Source organism: Pantoea sp. SS70 (assembly GCF_029866845.1).
Classification (GTDB): domain Bacteria; phylum Pseudomonadota; class Gammaproteobacteria; order Enterobacterales; family Enterobacteriaceae; genus Pantoea; species Pantoea leporis.
Genome location: NZ_CP117199.1, coordinates 2483752 through 2500642 on the forward strand (window position 1 = coordinate 2483752; position 16891 = coordinate 2500642).

12 protein-coding genes are annotated in these 16891 nt (G+C 57.9%); 1 reads left to right on the forward strand and 11 read right to left on the reverse strand.

What is annotated here, in order from left to right; translation table 11 throughout:
* Positions 1 to 4: 4 nt before the first annotated feature.
* The 11 genes from PO881_RS11545 to putP form a co-directional block, all read right to left on the reverse strand.
* Entirely contained in the window at positions 5 to 1666 is a 1662-nt protein-coding gene (locus PO881_RS11545) for an OmpA family protein (protein ID WP_280171803.1), read from the reverse strand.
* Entirely contained in the window at positions 1663 to 2316 is a 654-nt protein-coding gene (gene tssL, locus PO881_RS11550; protein WP_280171804.1) for a type VI secretion system protein TssL, short form, read from the reverse strand. Before tssL ends, PO881_RS11545 begins: the two co-directional genes overlap by 4 nt.
* Positions 2313 to 3650 carry a type VI secretion system baseplate subunit TssK gene (gene tssK, locus PO881_RS11555; protein WP_280171805.1) on the reverse strand — a complete coding sequence of 446 codons (1338 nt, stop codon included), beginning with the start codon at positions 3648 to 3650 and terminating at the stop codon, positions 2313 to 2315. The genes tssL and tssK overlap by 4 nt, the downstream gene beginning before the upstream one ends.
* 15 nt (positions 3651 to 3665) lie before the next feature.
* Positions 3666 to 5213: a type VI secretion system contractile sheath large subunit gene (tssC, locus tag PO881_RS11560; RefSeq protein ID WP_154157405.1), complete on the reverse strand. Its 1548-nt coding sequence runs from the start codon at positions 5211 to 5213 to the stop codon at positions 3666 to 3668.
* Positions 5214 to 5242: 29 nt separating this feature from the next.
* Positions 5243 to 5740, reverse strand: a complete 498-nt coding sequence (gene tssB / locus PO881_RS11565) for a type VI secretion system contractile sheath small subunit (RefSeq protein ID WP_101764057.1) — start codon at positions 5738 to 5740, stop codon at positions 5243 to 5245.
* Between the two features lie 369 nt (positions 5741 to 6109).
* Positions 6110 to 6898, reverse strand: a complete 789-nt coding sequence (gene phoH, locus PO881_RS11570; RefSeq protein ID WP_101764056.1) for a phosphate starvation-inducible protein PhoH — start codon at positions 6896 to 6898, stop codon at positions 6110 to 6112.
* A 72-nt stretch (positions 6899 to 6970) separates the two neighbouring features.
* Complete coding sequence (locus PO881_RS11575) at positions 6971 to 7174, reverse strand: hypothetical protein (protein WP_110866394.1); 204 nt, start codon at positions 7172 to 7174, stop codon at positions 6971 to 6973.
* Positions 7175 to 7471: 297 nt separating this feature from the next.
* The gene (gene efeB / locus PO881_RS11580; protein WP_280171806.1) at positions 7472 to 8749 is read right to left on the reverse strand and encodes an iron uptake transporter deferrochelatase/peroxidase subunit; all 1278 of its coding nucleotides are present in this window, start codon (positions 8747 to 8749) and stop codon (positions 7472 to 7474) included.
* 2 nt (positions 8750 to 8751) lie between these two features.
* Positions 8752 to 9867 (reverse strand): iron uptake system protein EfeO, encoded by a 1116-nt coding sequence (gene efeO, locus PO881_RS11585; RefSeq protein WP_280171807.1) that lies wholly within the window; start codon positions 9865 to 9867, stop codon positions 8752 to 8754.
* Positions 9868 to 9921: 54 nt separating this feature from the next.
* Positions 9922 to 10755 carry an iron uptake transporter permease EfeU gene (gene efeU, locus PO881_RS11590; RefSeq protein WP_101764052.1) on the reverse strand — a complete coding sequence of 278 codons (834 nt, stop codon included), beginning with the start codon at positions 10753 to 10755 and terminating at the stop codon, positions 9922 to 9924.
* 208 nt (positions 10756 to 10963) lie between these two features.
* Positions 10964 to 12448: a sodium/proline symporter PutP gene (gene putP / locus PO881_RS11595; RefSeq protein WP_192233556.1), complete on the reverse strand. Its 1485-nt coding sequence runs from the start codon at positions 12446 to 12448 to the stop codon at positions 10964 to 10966.
* 449 nt (positions 12449 to 12897) lie between these two features.
* On the opposite strand from putP, the gene putA reads away from it, so the two are divergent.
* A complete protein-coding gene (gene putA / locus PO881_RS11600) occupies positions 12898 to 16842 on the forward strand; it encodes a trifunctional transcriptional regulator/proline dehydrogenase/L-glutamate gamma-semialdehyde dehydrogenase (RefSeq protein ID WP_280171808.1) in 3945 nt (1314 codons plus the stop codon).
* The last annotated feature ends 49 nt before the right edge of the window (positions 16843 to 16891 follow it).

The window sequence follows — 16891 nt, forward strand, 5'->3', positions numbered from 1 at the left end:
ATTGTTACTCCTTTTCTTCATGATTGCCGTCACCATCCTGTGATGACGGAGGGATTGCGTCCGCTGCCTGGCAGGCGTCGGCCTGCGGCACCAGACTGATTTCAACGCGCCGGTTGGCCGCGCGGCCTTCGGCGGTGTCGTTGCTCGCCATCGGACGGCTCTGGCCGAAGCCCTGCACCGCAAAGCAGCTCTCATCCACGTCGCCGGTGTCGCGCATCCAGTCGCGCACGGCTTCGGCGCGCTTCAGCGACAGGCGCTGGTTCAGCGCCGGATTGCCGGTATCGTCTGTATAACCCGCCACCACAATCAGCCAGCCCGGCTTCGCCTTGATGCCGACCAGCGCGTTGACCAGCACTTTGGTTGAGCCGGTTTTCAGCTCGGATTTACCAGAGTCGAACAGCGACAGGCTGTCGAGGCGCACGGTCTTCGGCCCTTCAACAATCTGCTGGATAACCGGCGGCGGTGGCGGAGGAGGCGCCCAGCTGTTGATGGCGGCGTCGACCGGCGCGAACAGACGCATGCCCTGATACAGTCCGAGGCCGAGGCGCAGCGGTTCACCGCCGTGCTGCCAGTCATCAAGCAGTGTGCGATCGGCGATTAACTGCGCGCGCGCGTGAACCTTCGGCTCGGCCGGTTCCCCAGACAGCTGTGCCCACAGCGTCAGGTGGTCACCAATAGTGCGGATCAGCCGCTGGTTGTTGAGGAACGACGCCAGCAGCGCCAGCGCCAGAAATACCACCACAATCATGCCCGCCGCGCGCGCCAGCCTCAGGCATCGGCTGACGCCCTGCCTGCGCGGCAAGCCAGCCAGCAGCGCATCCGGCAATGGCAGCGCGACATCGGTGCCTGCGGGTGCATAAGGCAGCGTGGTCAGCCCAGTAAGATGCTGCGCCCACAGGTTGTCCGCAAGCGCCGTTACCGGCGTCAGGCAAATCCCGGCGCGGCATGGCTTCATCTGCGTCAGTGGCGTGATGTGCTTTTCCTGCCACATCAGCAGGCTGTCTAGCCACTGCATTTGCACCAGGCGTGGCGGCTGCTCCCGGAACCATTCAGCCAGCGGCATCATGTCGTTGCCGGCGATGCACGCCTGCAGCGCACTCTGGTCCGGTATGATGCTGAACCATTCAGCTTCGTGGTTCGGGTGTGATACCCAGCATGCAGTCCACAGCGGTGGCGCGCACTTCAGCACGCGGCGGCACTGCAGCAGCGCACGCTGCCAGCTGTGAAATTGGGAAGTGAAGTCTTCAGCAGACGTGTGCTGCTCCGGCACCACTGCCAGCAGCAGCGAGACCTGTGGCAGCAGTGCCGGACGCTGAGTGGTGATGTAGTCAGCCATCGCAGCGAGTTGCCCGGGTGCATCAACCGGCAGATACCAGCCCTGCGCGGTTTCACGCGGCTGATTGCCGGAGAACAGCGATGCACTGTCGCCACACACCAGCACTACCGCGCCGCGAAAATCTTCCGGCGGCAGACGATCATCGGCCACATCGATTTCCACATCACGCTGGCGTGACTGCCGCCACAGCATCAGCCCGGCGACCAGCAGCGCCAGCAGGCACAGTGCTGCTGCCGTGATACCTAACAGCGGCCAGAAGCCGAGGATCAGCCACAATGCAAGCACAAGGGCCAGCACGATCAGCGCATAATTACCGATGCCGCGTCTCACTTGCCCATCCCCGATATGCCGGACACCATCTGCGCCAGCCAGCCGTCGAGGACGAACCACAGGCCGCCAAGCAGCACGGCGGCGGCCACCCAGCTCATCCAGTAAAAACGGCGTCCGGTGCGCATGCCTGCCGGACGCACTACCAGCGGCGCATCCTGCGCCAGGGCAAACGGTGGCACGCGTGCGGCCAGTTCGCGCACCACGTCCTCGCGACGCTCGTCATCCTGCGCGCGGTAATGGCCAACAAAACCCAGTTGCAACGTGCGGTACAGGCAGGTCAGCACGGTCTCGTCCGCTGCGGGTTCGCGCAGCAGTTCGCGAATGCGCTCCCACAGTGCTTCGCCGCCGTTAAGCGAGTTAAAGAAACGCACCTGCAGCGGGTCTCGGCTCCAGCGCAGCCAGCCGTCGTCCTGCTGGCCACGGTTCAGTACCGCTTCGTCCAGCAGCACGCAAAAGGCGTAAAGCATGTGGTCGCGATTGGCTTCGCTAAAACCCGCCTCCGTCAGCGCCTGCCGGGCGTCGTTTACCCAGTCGGTAGCGCGGCGGTAGAGCGCATCGCCGTTGTCAATCTGCTGACCGCAGCGTAGCTGGCTGACCATCAGCCAGCCAGCGAAGAAAAGGCGTTCGGTCAGCGCATTATTGCTGTTCATGAGCGCAGTACCGCATAGAGTTCAAGTTTCAGTTCGCCCAGTGATTCCGGGGTGTAGAAGGTGCAGCCGCCGGAGTCGAGCATCGCGCGCGCAGCCCCCGTTGACAGGTCGAGCGCGAAATACTGGTTCTCCAGGCGCAGCGGGATGGCGGCAGGCACGTGCGGCAGCGGGCGGATGGTCATGCCACTAAGCGCGATGTTGACCACCTCCGACACGTCGTCGTGGCTGCCTGCCTTACACAGCAGCGGGAAGCGGCTCTGCAGCTCGTGATTCGGCAGCGAGGAGCGCACCGACAGATAGAAGTCTGCCCCTTCGCGCAGCCGCGCATCGTGGAATCGGCCCTTCCACAGCACGCCTTCACGACTGAGGTCGATGGCAACCACGCGTGACGGCAGGCTGGCTTCCAGCAGTGAATCCAGCAGCGCAAACAGCGGCGGGAACACCTGCTCCGGTGCGTCGTGGCGATAGGCCGGAATATCTCCGGCATCGTGTTCGAGTGAGAAGGTCAACAGACCGCCAGCAAGACGTGCCAGCTCGCGGTACAGCAGTTCAGGATGGCGGGTTGGCGACTGGAACAACTCCAGCAACACCGGCTCGGCGCTGTTCAGCGCGTTGAGCAGCCAGAACAGCGAGACGTCGGCGACAGCAAAATCGGCCATGCGCTCGTTGCTTTCGCGTCGCAGCGCCATTAGCCGCTGACGGCGCGCGCTAAGGCGATGCAGCAGATCGCCGAGTGCAGTCAGCACCGCCGGACTGGCCGACAGCGACAGCATCGGCGGAATGAATGACGCGTCGCGTGTCCACTGTCCCTGCGCGTTACGCACCAGGCGCGCCACCGGACAGGTGAGATACGCACCGTTTTCCTGATTAGAGAGACGCAGACGCAGAGCAAAACGCTGCACGGCAATGCCGGTGCGCTCCTGCCCCGCCAGCTCCTGCACCTCTTCACGACCGGCCACCCAGCGGCGCGGACGTTCGCTGTCGCTGCCGTCGTCGAGATTACCGCCATTGGCGCTCAGCAACGGCAAAGCCAGCACCACTTCAACCAGTTCCTGACCGGCTGCAACAGACAGGTCGCAGGCCGGTGGCAGGTTGTCGGAGAGCGCGGTGTCCGTCAGCGTCCCGTCGGGAAAGCGCACCGTCAAGCGGGTGGCGTTAAGACGAGACAGCGCCAGCGCGCCGTCGTCGAACTCCGCGTGTAATACGCCCCACGGATACGCCAGGCCCATGCGCGCCACGGTGTCGGCGACGTGGGCGTCCCACAGTGACTGCTGCTGAAACTGCTGCGGAGTCAGAAACGCCCCGTCTTCCCATAACGGTCGGTAGATTTTCATCGCGCCTCCTGCGCCTTACGCTTTAGCTTTCGGCATCTGAGAAACCAGCGACAGGTTCACGTCCATGCCTTCCACCTGGAAGTGCGGGATGGCGAACAGCTTAACGCGGAAGAAGCCCGGGTTGTCCTCGATATCTTCCACCAGCACTTTCGCATCGCGCAGCGGATGTGAAGACTGCAGCTCGTCGCCCGGATCGGTCATCTCGGTCACCAGCGTGCGCACCCAGGTGTTGAGCTCCAGCTCCAGCAGGCGGCGGTCTTTGGTGGTGCCGATGTTTTCGCGCTGAATAAGCTTCAGGTAGTGAGCGATGCGCGACAGCAGGAAGATGTAAGGCAGACGCGCGTTGATGCGGCTGTTGGCGGTGGCATCGGCGGTGTCATACAGCGCCGGTTTTTGCGTTGAGTTTGCCGAGAAGAAGCAGGCGTAATCGCGGTTCTTATAATAAGAGAGCGGGATAAAGCCGAGGTTAGCAAACTCGAATTCGCGGGTTTCCGGGATCATCACTTCGGACGGGATTTTCACCTGGTTGCCGGTGCCCAAATCGTACAGATGGATCGGCAGATCCTGCACCGCACCACCGGCCTGCGGGCCGCGAATTTGCACACACCAGCCGTTGCTTATAAAGCTCTGCACCATGTTGGCGGCGAAGGCGAACGAGGCATTGGTCCACAGGTATTTGTCGTGATCCGGACCTTTCACTTCTTCGATGTAGTTGAAGCTGCGCACCGGCACGGTGTCCGGGCCGTACGGCAGACGACCGAGTACGCGCGGCATGGTCAGGCCGATGTAGCGTGAGTCATCGGTGTCGCGGAATGACTTCCACTTGATGTACTCAGCGCGGTCAAAGTAGTTGCCGATGTCTTTGATCGCCGCCACTTCTTCCATCGACTCTTTGAGGAAAAACTGCGGGCCGACCGAACCGATAAACGGCATGTGTGCTGACGCCGCGACTTTCGACAGGTTGCGCAGCAGCGCCACATCCTGCGCCGAGGCATCAAACTCATAAGCAGAAATCACCGCGCCAATCGGCTCGCCGCCCGGCGTGTCGTATTCGGCGACGTAGGTTTGCAGATAGAGGCCGCTCTGGATGATTTCCGGCGCATCTTCGAAATCCTGACGCAGATCGTCTTTCGATACGTCGAGCACTTCAATTTTCACGTTCTGGCGGAAGTCAGTTTTATCCACCAGCGACTTCAGGCCGCGCCACGCCGACTCCACTTTCTGGAATTCGTCGTGGTGCATCACCGCGTCCAGCTGGCGGCTTATCTGGCGGTCCAGTTCGGCGATGTGGTGATCCAGCAGGTTTTTATCCAGCTTCTCCACTTTCGCACCACTGATTTTCAGGCGCGTCAGGAATACCTGCATCGCGGCGGTGACGCGCTCGTCGGCGGTGGCATCAGACATCGCCTGATTGTCCTGCCAGACGTTGAGATCACTCAGCTCTGACACCGGATTGAGGTTGATTTTTTCAAACAGCGACGCGTAGACGCCGCCCGCAGCCGGGCGATCCAGCACGGTGGTTGCACCATTGGCATGGGTTTCATTCTGAACTGACATCAGCATTCTCTCTCTATAGTCCGTTACGGGGATGATCAGGCTTGATCGGTGGCTAACGCAGACAGCTCGCTGCGCAGTTCGTCGCTGAGTGCCGGATCTTTCAGGATGGCTTCCAGCTCTTTGCGGAAAGTGACGTTATCCAGCAGGTTGGATTTAAGGTCGCGCAGCAGATTGCGCATCGCCAGCATGGCGCGCAGCTGAGGGATTTGGCGGGCAACCTGCTCCGGCTCGAAATCCTTCATGTCGCGGAAGTTAAGCTGAACGTTCTCTTCGCTGCCGTCACCGGCCAGGGTGTTCGGCACGGCAAATGACACCGCAGGCGCGATATCGGCCAGCACGCTGTTGAAGTTGTTTTTGTTGACGTTGATTTTTTCGCGTTCAGACAGCGGGCGGTCTTCCGCGCCGTTACTGAAATCGCCGGTCACCAGCAGCTTGAGAGGGAGCTCGGTTTTCTTCGCCGCTCCACCGGTGTGCAGGTCTAGCTTGAGGTTGATACGGGCTTTAGGGATTTCATTCTGGTAAGAGTTGCTCATGTTTACTCCTTGTAAAAATGGCGCGGAAAGCACGCGTAGGCACACTTTCCCTGTGTGTTACCGCGCGAATATATAGCTGGAATTTTAGGAAGGCAATAAAGCGAGATGATCTTTGCGGTCTGATTTATATAGGAAATTTCTTATGATTTGAGTTAAGCCCCTGATGAACCCTGATAAAGTGACTAGGATTGTTCTTAAAATTATTTTTGACCGGAAGTGCCATTTATCACCAAAAATACTTTTACAGGCATCAATAATACAATGGCGCTAATTGTTACCGCAGGGGGATGGTGTCGAGCCGAGGGGGGACACAATAAAAAAACCCGGCGCGCGCCGGGTTTTACTTAAGCTACATTCTCAATCAAACGGTTAACTGTAAGCGTGCAGCGTGCGTTGGCACAGCGCTGAACGGACGCAATCCTCTTTGCCGAAACGCACCACGCCGATCATTTCATCCTCTTCGAAGCGCGCTAACGCATCGGCAAGGCCAGACCTGGCGTGAGATGGCAGGTCGCACTGGGTAATATCGCCGTTGACGATAACCGTCACGTTTTCCCCCAGGCGAGTCAGGAACATCTTCATCTGTGCGGCGGTGACGTTTTGTGCCTCATCAAGGATCACCACCGCATTTTCAAAGGTACGTCCACGCATGTAGGCGAAGGGCGCGATCTCTACCTTGGCAATTTCGGGCCGCAGGCAGTATTGCATAAAGGAAGCGCCGAGACGTTTAACCAGAACGTCATAAACCGGTCGGAAATAAGGCGCGAATTTCTCGGAAATGTCTCCGGGGAGGAAACCGAGATCTTCATCCGCCTGCAGAACCGGGCGCGTTACGATAATCCTTTCGATATCCTTATTGATCAGGGCCTCAGCCGCTTTGGCTGCGCTAATCCAGGTTTTTCCGCAGCCGGCTTCACCAGTAGCGAAAATAAGCTGTTTCGTTTCTATGGCATGGAGATAGTGTGCCTGAGCTTCATTTCTGGCTTCAATCGGCCCGCGGTCACGTGCATCACGTGCCATACCAATCGAATCCAACCCACCCATTTGCACCAGCGAAGTGACCGATTCTTCTTCACGCTGACGGTGACTGCGAGAGTCGCTACGAATAACGCGTCTTGCTTCACGACGTGCTTTGATCACTGCTTTCTGTCTTCCCATAGTGGCACCTTACAGTTGGTTTCATTTATCGCGGCGGATCACCCGCGGCGATGACTTGAACGCTTTAGAGGTTTAGTTGGCTTCCTTGTAAGCCGTGTCGAGCCAGTGAGAATGGTGTGCATCAGCGCCGAGACGCAGGCGCGCACCGGTAAAGAAAATGAGATTGAACAAGAACGATGTTTGAAAAGTAGCGAGGTTACGTTGGAGGGAAGAAATCCCCCGCAGTGGACTGCGTGTGGTGAAACTATTTAACTGTCCCAAAGAGAGACGAATCATGCGCGAACTCCAGTGGCTTAGCCACACAACTGACAACGCTTATGAATAAAGTGCATCATATTTGCGGTGGTTTGCAACATTATTTTTACGTAGCAGTAAAGAAAAAAAGATAAGCGAAGCCTAAGGTGTTTTACCTTAAATTAAATTTCTCATATTTATCATATAGATGATTTATTAACGGGTAACATAACTTTTTAAGAACATTCGGAAGTGATTACTTCCAGCGAAAAGTTTAAGGAATACTTAACAAATGCGCCTGCGAAGAGGTGACCATCGCAGGCGCTGCACATTTATTAATCAGGCCTGCAATAAAGGTTGCCCGAGATAATGGTTTTTATCCGCCACGCCCGGCAGCGCGAAAAAGTATCCGCCGCCAATCGGGCGAATATATTCTTCCAGCGCTTCGCCATTGAGACGCTGCTGTACGGTAATAAAGCCCCTGGTTAAATCATGCTGGTAGCAAACAAACAATAAACCCATATCCAGCTGACCCGAGCCGGTAATACCGCTGGAATAGCTGTAACCGCGCCGCAGCATCAAGCTGCTGTCGGTTTCCGGCGTGCGTGGATTGGCGAGACGAATATGCGCATCCAGCGCAATCAAATCGCCATCGGGATCTTTGCTGTAATCCGGTACGTCATGCTCGTTTTTCATACCCAGCGGCGCGCCTGATAACTTCTCACGACCAAAGATGGTTTGCTGCTCGCCGAGCGGCGTACGGTCCCACATTTCTACGTGAAAACGGATGATACGCACCGCCTGATAGCTGCCGCCGTGCGTCCACGCCGGTTCCTGCTGTTCGTGCGTGACCCACAAGAGTTGATCCATCAATGCCGGATTATGCGTATCGGGATTAGCGGTACCATCTTTGAAGCCCAGCAGGTTGATCGGCGTTTCTTTGCCGTTGCTGCGCGCCGCGTGGTCGGCAATAAAACCGTCGCGACGCCAGCGCACCGCCAGCAGATCGGGTGTGCGTTTAATGATGTCGCGCAGCGCGTGAATCACCGTATCCTGGGTGTTAGCGCAAATCTGGAGCAGCAGGTCGCCATGGCACTGTTCCGCATCCAGCGAATCGTTGGGAAAACGCGTCATGGTTTGCAGCTGCGCAGGCTTGTGTTTGCTTAAGCCGAAGCGCTCATCAAACAGCGAGGTGCCAACCGATAACGTCATGGTGAGATTGTCGGGCGCGATATCGGCACCGAGAATTCCCGAATCCATCGGCGGCAGCTGCGGATTGGTGACCGCCGGCGCCGGTCCACCTTGCGTGAGAAAAGCGAAGCGATCGGTTAGCAAGCGGAACAGACGTTCAAGCTCGGCTTTGTCGCTCGCCAGCACATCAAACGCCACCAGCATCATGGATGCCTGCTGCGGCGTGACGATACCGGCCTGATGGGCGCCGTAAAAAGGTTGCGCCTGCTGGCGCGAGTTGGGTGCAACCGTGCCGGGAGAGAAGCTATCGGCGGCTGCGGTATGGAACGGACAACCGCCGCCGAGGGCGGCTGCGCCACCCAACATGCCTAATCCCTGCAATAATCGACGACGCGACGGCTGCGCCGCGTCATTTTTATCACTCATGATCAGTCGAGACCCAAGGTTCCACGCAGCAGTGAGAGATCTTCCGCCAGCGTGGTAATCGGGCCTTTCAGCGCGTTACGGTCAGCGGTAGTCAGTTTTTCGTACGATTCAAAGCCATCTTTGGTGCGATATTTGCTGAGAATGCCGTCGACTTTCCTGAAGTTAGCATCCACTTTCGCCAGCAGCTGCGGGTTGTTTCTCTGCAGCAGCGGACGTAGCAGATCAACGATTTTCTGCGCGCCATCGATGTTGGCCTGGAAGTCGGAGAGATCGGTACGGCTGTAACGATCCTCTTCACCAGAGATCTTGCTGGAGGCCACTTCTTCAATCAGACCGGCTGCGCCGCCAACCACCTTCGCCGGTGGAAACGCCAGTTCGCTGATGCGGGTTTGCAGATCGAGCACATCCTGATTTAGCTTGCTGGCGAACTCTTCGTCACCTTTGGTGGTGTTATCGGCGAACAGGCTTTTTTCCAGGCGGTGGAAACCGGTGAATTTCGGATCTTCATTTTTCTTCTCGAAGTCATCTTCACGCGCATCAATGCTGCCATCCAGATCGGAGAACAGCTCAGCAATAGGTTCAATACGCTCGTAATGCACGCGCGTAGGTGCGAATAGCGCTTTGGCTTTCTCGATGTCGCCGGCTTTCACCGCATCGGTAAACGCTTTGGTGCCCGCTACCAGCTCTTTCACTTCATTCATCACGTAGACTTTGTAGTCGGCGATCGGGCCAACCAGCTCCAGCACATCCGGTTTACCGTTTGCCGCTTTCTTCGCATCGCCGCTCACCACCAGCTTGCCTTTCGGGTTGCTGAGCAGGCCGCAGGTCATATCATATTCGCCCGCTTCCAGATTGGCGGTGAGTTTCTGGCTGAAGCCAGGCGCGATGTTTTCACGCTCTTCCACCACCATCACCCCTTTCAGGATTTCCCACTCCAGCGCTTTCTGGCTGTTGTTTTTGATGATGAACTGGGTTTTACCGGCCTGCACGTTGAGCGACATCGGCTCACATTGTTTGTCCGTCACGGTGACCGTGACTTGCGGGACGGCAGCAGTAGCCGCACCGGAAAGCGCCAGCATAGCAACCAACAGCGCCTTGCGGCGGAAGCGAATCGTCATAGTGATATCCCTGTTACATGGAAGAACAGGCGCGCAATTGCGCCTGATTAAATTTCAGCGTGTGGTACGTGCCGCGTTGACTGCAGGCCGGGCCGGGAAGAAAAACAGCAGCAGCGCCGGGATGAGATAGGCAAGCCACACCGCCACTTCGCTGACGCTTGGCGTTTCCTGGTAACCTAAAATCCCTTCCAAAAGCGTGCCGAACACCGAGTGCGTTGAGAGCGTGTTGCTCATATCAAACGCCACATCCTGGAAGTGATTCCACAAACCGGCCTCATGGAAGGCGCGAATGGCGCCGGCGGACAAACCCGCTGCGACAAACAGAATGAACAAACTGGTCCAGCGGAAAAAGTGCGCCAGGTTCAGGCGGATGCCGCCGTAATAGAGCAAAAAGCCCAGCGCCACGGCGGTTGCGAGGCCGAGCACCGCGCCGAGCGGCGGCGCATAACCCACATCTTGCGTGAACGCGGCCAGCAGGAAGAACACCGATTCCAGCCCTTCACGCGCTACCGCCAGAAACACCATCAGCACCAGCGGGAAGCCGCTGCTGCCCTGCTTCTGCAACGCCTGATCGACCGATTTTTCCAGCGTGGCTTTGATATTGCGTGAGACTTTGCGCATCCAGAACACCATCGACGTCAGGATCACCACGGCAATCACCGCGACAATGCCTTCGAACAGCTCCTGCTGTTTCTGAGGAAACTCACCGGTAGTTTCATTAATAAAGATGCCCAACGCTAAGCAGAGCGCGGCAGCGATAAATACGCCGGCCCACATGGCGGGAAACCATTGGGTGCGCTGGGTGCGTTTGAGATAGCTGGCAATCAGGCTGACGATGAGCGCTGCTTCCAGACCTTCGCGCAGCATAATGAGAAAGGGAACGAACATCACCAACCTCTTGAATTTTAAGAAGGGTAAACCTTAGGTAAAAAAACGTAAAGTGCGAACGATAGTGATTATCATTACTGAAGAGAGAAATACAAGTCACTGCAGGAAATTAATTTTGTTTTGCGGATGGGGGAGCGGGTTTTAGAGGGTGCGCACTCCTGCGCACCCGGGGGTTCATCAAACATGTCGCCATCAACGGCGATAGAGGTTACTTGCTGTGGTATTGGGCTTCGGCGGCAGCAAAGCGCTGCTGTGCCGCTTCTGATGGGCCGCGACCCAGCAAGCTAAATACCACAATCGCGATACTGGCGAACGCGAAGCCTGGGATGATTTCATACAGCTCTGCGTAGCCATAATCTTTCCACAGCAATACGGTCAGCGCGCCAATCACCATACCGGCCAACGCGCCGTTGCGCGTCATGCGTTTCCAGCACACGCCGAACAGCACCACCGGACCAAAGGCGGCACCGAAGCCAGCCCACGCATAGCTCACCAGACCTAACACGCGGTTTTCCGGGTTGGCAGCCAACGCGATAGCAATCAAGGCAATCAGCAGCACCATCAAGCGCCCTACCCACACCAGCTCTTTCTGGCTGGCGTTTTTACGCAGGAAGCCTTTATAGAGATCCTCGGTCAGGGCGCTGGAGCACACCAGCAGCTGGCAGCTTAAGGTCGACATCACCGCGGCGAGAATCGCTGAGAGCAAGATACCGGCAATCCACGGATTGAACAGAATACGCGCCAGTTCGATAAAGATACGCTCGCCGTTCTGGCTTACGCCCGCCGCCTGATCGGGATGGTTCTCGAAGTAGGCGATACCAAAGAAGCCTACCGCCACCGCGCCACCCAGGCACAGGATCATCCAAATCATACCGATACGACGCGCGCTGCGGATGGTGTGATGCGAATCGGCCGCCATAAAGCGCGCCAGAATATGCGGCTGCCCAAAGTAGCCAAGTCCCCAACCGAGCAGCGAAATCACCGCGACAAAGTTCAGCCCTTTCAGCATATCGAGGTTTTCGAGGCTCTTCGCCCTGATCACCGCCAGTGAATCATCGAGGCCGCCGACGGCAACAATCACGATAACTGGCGTGAGAATCAGCGCAAAAATCATCAGGCTGGCCTGCACGGTATCGGTCCAGCTCACCGCGAGGAAACCGCCCACCAGCGTGTAGAGAATGGTGGCAGCGGCACCGGCCCACAGCGCGGTCTGGTAATCCATACCAAAGGTACTTTCAAACAGACGCGCACCGGCAACCACGCCAGACGCACAATAGATAGTGAAGAAGATCAGAATCACCACCGCCGAGATAACGCGCAGCAGTTTGCTGTTATCTTCGAAACGGCTGGAGAAGAAGTCTGGCAGGGTTAACGCATTATCGTGATGCTCGGTCTGCACACGCAGACGGCCCGCCACAATGCGCCAGTTCAGCCAGGCACCGATGATCAGGCCGATGGCGATCCAACTTTCGGAGATCCCGGACAGGAAAATGGCGCCCGGCAGGCCCATCAATAACCAGCCGCTCATATCGGAAGCACCCGCAGAGAGCGCGGTCACGACGCTCCCTAAACTGCGCCCGCCGAGAATATAGTCATCGAAGCTTTTGGTTGATCGCCAGGCGATGAAACCTATCAGCACCATCCCAAGGATATACACTACAAAGGTCACCAACATCGGTGTACTTACACTCATGAGTCTCTCCACTTATTATTTGATCCATCAAGAGAAATCTTTTTGATCAGCGCTGTCGGAACGGGACAGCAGCCTGGTTTCACCGCATCCAGAGAAAGCGATTTCTCTTAAGGCGCGGTATCCTGCCGCAAAGGGTCGGCGCGCACAATGCATTTAACACAGCTGTTACACCGGTTTCACCTTCCTTCGCTTTTTTAATGCCAGCAGGTTGCGCCTGCTCACAGTTTGAGTTGCACCTCATCGGGTTCAGGAACCGTCTCGTTGCTAGCGGTTGCAACATTGGCGAGTTTCTTGCAGCAATTTTCATGCCGCATTTATCGATTTAACACTTTAGGCGGTTCAAAGCGTGCAACCGAGGTCACATTTAACCTGGTTGCACAAAGTTGCAACATAGGTGATATTGCTGCCACGCAAGCGTTGAATCACTACTTTTCGAGGACGAGGACATCATGGGAACGACTACCATGGGGGTGAAGCTGGATGAAGCCACCCGCGATCGCATTAAACTGGCGGCGCAGAAGCTTGACCGCACATCACACTGGCTGATCAAGCAGGCCATTTTTAACTATCTGGAGCAGCTGGAAGCCGGTGAATCCGTGCCGGAAATTCCGCAGTTGCTGATTGATGCCGCCGGTGATGAAAGCGTGCCCGACGAGGCGCTGCAGCCTTTCCTCGACTTCGCCGAACATATTTTACCGCAGTCAGTCAGCCGCTCAGCGATCACCGCTGCATGGCGTCGTCCGGAAACGGATGCGGTGCCAATGCTGCTGGAACAAGCGCGTCTCCCTGCCCCGCTGGCCGAGAAAACCCATCAGCTGGCTTACAGCCTTGCCGATAAATTGCGGCACCAGAAAGGTGCAACCGGCCGCGCCGGCATGGTGCAAAGCTTGCTGCAGGAGTTCTCGCTCTCCTCGCAGGAAGGCGTGGCGCTGATGTGTCTGGCGGAAGCGCTGCTGCGTATTCCGGATAAGCCGACGCGTGATGCGTTAATCCGCGACAAAATCAGCAATGGCAACTGGCAATCGCATCTTGGCCGCAGCCCGTCGATGTTTGTTAACGCCGCCACCTGGGGCTTGCTGTTTACCGGCCGTCTGGTCTCTACCCATAACGAGGCTAATCTGTCGCGCTCGCTCAATCGCATCATCGGTAAAAGCGGCGAACCGCTGATTCGTAAAGGCGTGGACATGGCGATGCGCCTGATGGGCGAGCAGTTTGTTACGGGTGAAACCATCGCCGAAGCGCTGGCCAATGCGCGCAAACTGGAAGAGAAAGGGTTCCGTTACTCATACGACATGCTGGGCGAAGCGGCGCTGACCGCCAGCGATGCCAAAGCCTATTTGATTTCCTATCAGCAGGCGATTCACGCCATCGGCAAGGCGTCGAACGGTCGCGGTATTTATGAAGGTCCGGGCATCTCCATCAAACTGTCAGCGCTGCATCCGCGCTACAGCCGCGCGCAGTATGAGCGCGTGATGGACGAACTCTACCCGATCCTCAAATCTCTGACGCTGCTGGCGCGCTCGTATGACATCGGTATTAACATCGATGCGGAAGAAGCCGATCGCCTTGAGCTGTCGCTCGATCTGCTGGAAAAACTTTGCTTTGAACCGGAGCTGGAAGGCTGGAACGGCATCGGCTTTGTGATTCAGGCGTATCAGAAGCGCTGTCCGTTCGTGATTGATTCGCTGATTGATTTGGCGCAGCGCAGCCGTCGCCGTCTGATGATCCGCCTGGTGAAAGGCGCGTATTGGGACAGCGAAATCAAACGCGCGCAGATTGAAGGTCTGGAAGGCTATCCGGTCTATACCCGCAAGGTGTACACCGACATCTCTTATCTGGCGTGCGCGCGCAAACTGCTCGCGGTGCCGAACCTGATCTATCCGCAGTTTGCTACCCACAACGCGCACACGCTGGCGGCGATCTACCAGCTGGCGGGCAATAACTATTATCCAGGCCAGTACGAATTCCAGTGCCTGCACGGCATGGGTGAACCGCTGTATGAGCAGGTTGTCGGTAAAGTGGCCGATGGCAAGCTGAACCGACCGTGTCGTATTTATGCGCCGGTCGGTACCCACGAAACGCTGCTGGCGTATCTGGTGCGTCGTCTGCTGGAGAACGGTGCCAATACCTCCTTCGTTAACCGCATCGCTGATAACACCTTGCCGCTGGATGAGCTGGTCGCCGATCCGGTGGCCGCCGTGGAGAAAATGGGCATTGCGGAAGGCGCGATTGGTTTACCGCATCCGAAAATCCCGCTGCCGCGCGATCTGTATGGCGCCAAGCGCGCTAACTCTGCCGGTCTGGATATGGCCAACGAACATCGTCTGGCGTCGCTCTCCAGTGCCCTGCTCAACAGCGCCAGCCAGCCGTGGATCGCCCAACCGCTGGTAGAAGGTGAATTGGGCGAAGGCGTCAGCCGCCCGGTGCTTAACCCTTCTGCACCAACAGATGTGGTGGGCAGCGTGCGTGAAGCTACCGAAGCCGAAGTCTCGGCTGCACTGGATGCGGCAGTCAATGCCGGTCCAATCTGGTTCGCGACGCCACCGCAGGAGCGTGCCGCGATTCTGGAGCGTGCCGCCGAAGCAATGGAAGGCCAGATGCAGCAGCTGATTGGCCTGCTGGTGCGTGAAGCCGGTAAAACCTACAACAACGCCATCGCCGAAGTGCGTGAAGCGGTTGATTTCCTCTACTACTACGCGGGCATGGTGCGCGACGATTTCGATAACGAAACCCATCGTCCGCTTGGTCCGGTGGTGTGCATTAGCCCGTGGAATTTCCCGCTGGCGATCTTTACCGGACAAGTTGCCGCAGCGCTGGCGGCGGGTAACAGCGTGCTGGCCAAACCGGCGGAGCAAACGCCGCTGATTGCCGCGCAGGCGGTGCACATCCTGCTGGATGCCGGCGTACCGGCTGGCGTGTTGCAACTGCTGCCGGGTCAGGGCGAAACCGTGGGTGCGCAACTGACCGGCGACGAGCGCGTGCGCGGTGTGATGTTCACCGGTTCAACCGCGGTGGCGACATTGCTGCAGCGTAATCTGGCCGGTCGTCTCGATCCTCAGGGTCGTCCGACGCCGCTGATTGCCGAAACCGGCGGCATGAACGCGATGATCGTGGATTCCTCAGCGCTCACCGAACAGGTGGTGGTGGATATCGTGGCTTCGGCCTTTGATAGTGCCGGTCAACGCTGCTCGGCGCTGCGTCTGCTGTGCGTGCAGGACGATGTGGCCGATCACACGCTGAAAATGCTGCGTGGTGCAATGGCCGAGTGCCGCATGGGCAACCCGGAACGTCTCTCGACCGACATTGGTCCGGTAATCGATGCCGAAGCGAAAGCCAACATCGAACGTCACATTCAGGCGCTGCGCAATAAGGGCTTCACCGTCTATCAGGCGGCGCAGGAGAATCCGCAGGACAGCAAAGAGTGGAACAGCGGCACCTTTATCAAGCCGACGCTGATCGAGCTGGATCAGGTGAGCGATCTGGATAAAGAGGTGTTTGGTCCGGTGCTGCACGTGGTGCGTTTCTCGCGCAATAACTTGCCGCAGCTGGTGGAGCAGATTAACGCGTCGGGTTACGGCCTGACGCTCGGTGTGCATACCCGCATCGATGAAACCATCGCGCAGGTTACGGCGAGCGCTAAAGTCGGCAACCTGTATGTAAACCGCAATATGGTGGGCGCGGTCGTTGGCGTGCAGCCGTTCGGCGGCGAAGGCTTGTCGGGCACCGGTCCAAAAGCCGGCGGTCCGCTCTATCTCTATCGCCTGCTGGCCAACCGTCCAGATGGCGCGCTGCGTATCACCTTTGATCGTCAGGATGCCGAGCGCCCGGTGGATAGCACAGTGCGTGCCGAGCTGATGCGTGCGCATCAGGCATTGCAGCAGTGGGCGCAGGATAAGCCTGAGCTGCTGGCGCTGTGTCAGCGTTACGACGAGCTGGCGCAGGCCGGTACGGTGCGTCTGCTTCCGGGCCCAACCGGCGAGCGCAATACCTTCACCCTGCTGCCGCGCGAACATGTGCTGTGCATCGCCGATAACGCGGAAGACGCGCTGACGCAACTGGCGGCGGTGACCAGCGTCGGCAGTCAGGCCATCTGGCAGGATGATGAGCTGCATCGTGCGCTGCGTACGTCTTTGCCTGCTGCAGTGCAAGCGCACGTCAAGCTGGTGAAGGATGCGCTGGCGGCGGAGTTTGATGCGGTGATTTATCACGGTGATGCCGATCAGCTGCGCAGCCTGTGTGAGCAGGTCGCGGCACGCGATGGCGCGATTGTCTCGGTGCAGGGCTTCGCGCGCGGCGAAACCAATCTGCTGCTGGAGCGTTTGCTCATTGAGCGTTCACTCAGCGTCAATACCGCCGCTGCGGGCGGTAATGCGAGTTTGATGACCATCGGTTAAGACGCGCAATAAAGTGCGCCGCTACAGTCAGTGCATGACTTCGTAGCGG

Bases quoted from the DNA above. Each gene is read 5' to 3' on its own strand.
- tssL (WP_280171804.1), bottom strand. From the start codon at position 2,316: ATGAACAGCAATAATGCGCTGACCGAACGCCTTTTCTTCGCTGGCTGG.
- tssK (WP_280171805.1), bottom strand. From the start codon at position 3,650: ATGAAAATCTACCGACCGTTATGGGAAGACGGGGCGTTTCTGACTCCG.
- tssC (WP_154157405.1), bottom strand. From the start codon at position 5,213: ATGCTGATGTCAGTTCAGAATGAAACCCATGCCAATGGTGCAACCACC.
- tssB (WP_101764057.1), bottom strand. From the start codon at position 5,740: ATGAGCAACTCTTACCAGAATGAAATCCCTAAAGCCCGTATCAACCTC.
- phoH (WP_101764056.1), bottom strand. From the start codon at position 6,898: ATGGGAAGACAGAAAGCAGTGATCAAAGCACGTCGTGAAGCAAGACGC.
- PO881_RS11575 (WP_110866394.1), bottom strand. From the start codon at position 7,174: ATGATTCGTCTCTCTTTGGGACAGTTAAATAGTTTCACCACACGCAGT.
- efeB (WP_280171806.1), bottom strand. From the start codon at position 8,749: ATGAGTGATAAAAATGACGCGGCGCAGCCGTCGCGTCGTCGATTATTG.
- efeO (WP_280171807.1), bottom strand. From the start codon at position 9,867: ATGACGATTCGCTTCCGCCGCAAGGCGCTGTTGGTTGCTATGCTGGCG.
- efeU (WP_101764052.1), bottom strand. From the start codon at position 10,755: ATGTTCGTTCCCTTTCTCATTATGCTGCGCGAAGGTCTGGAAGCAGCG.
- putP (WP_192233556.1), bottom strand. From the start codon at position 12,448: ATGAGTGTAAGTACACCGATGTTGGTGACCTTTGTAGTGTATATCCTT.
- putA (WP_280171808.1), top strand. From the start codon at position 12,898: ATGGGAACGACTACCATGGGGGTGAAGCTGGATGAAGCCACCCGCGAT.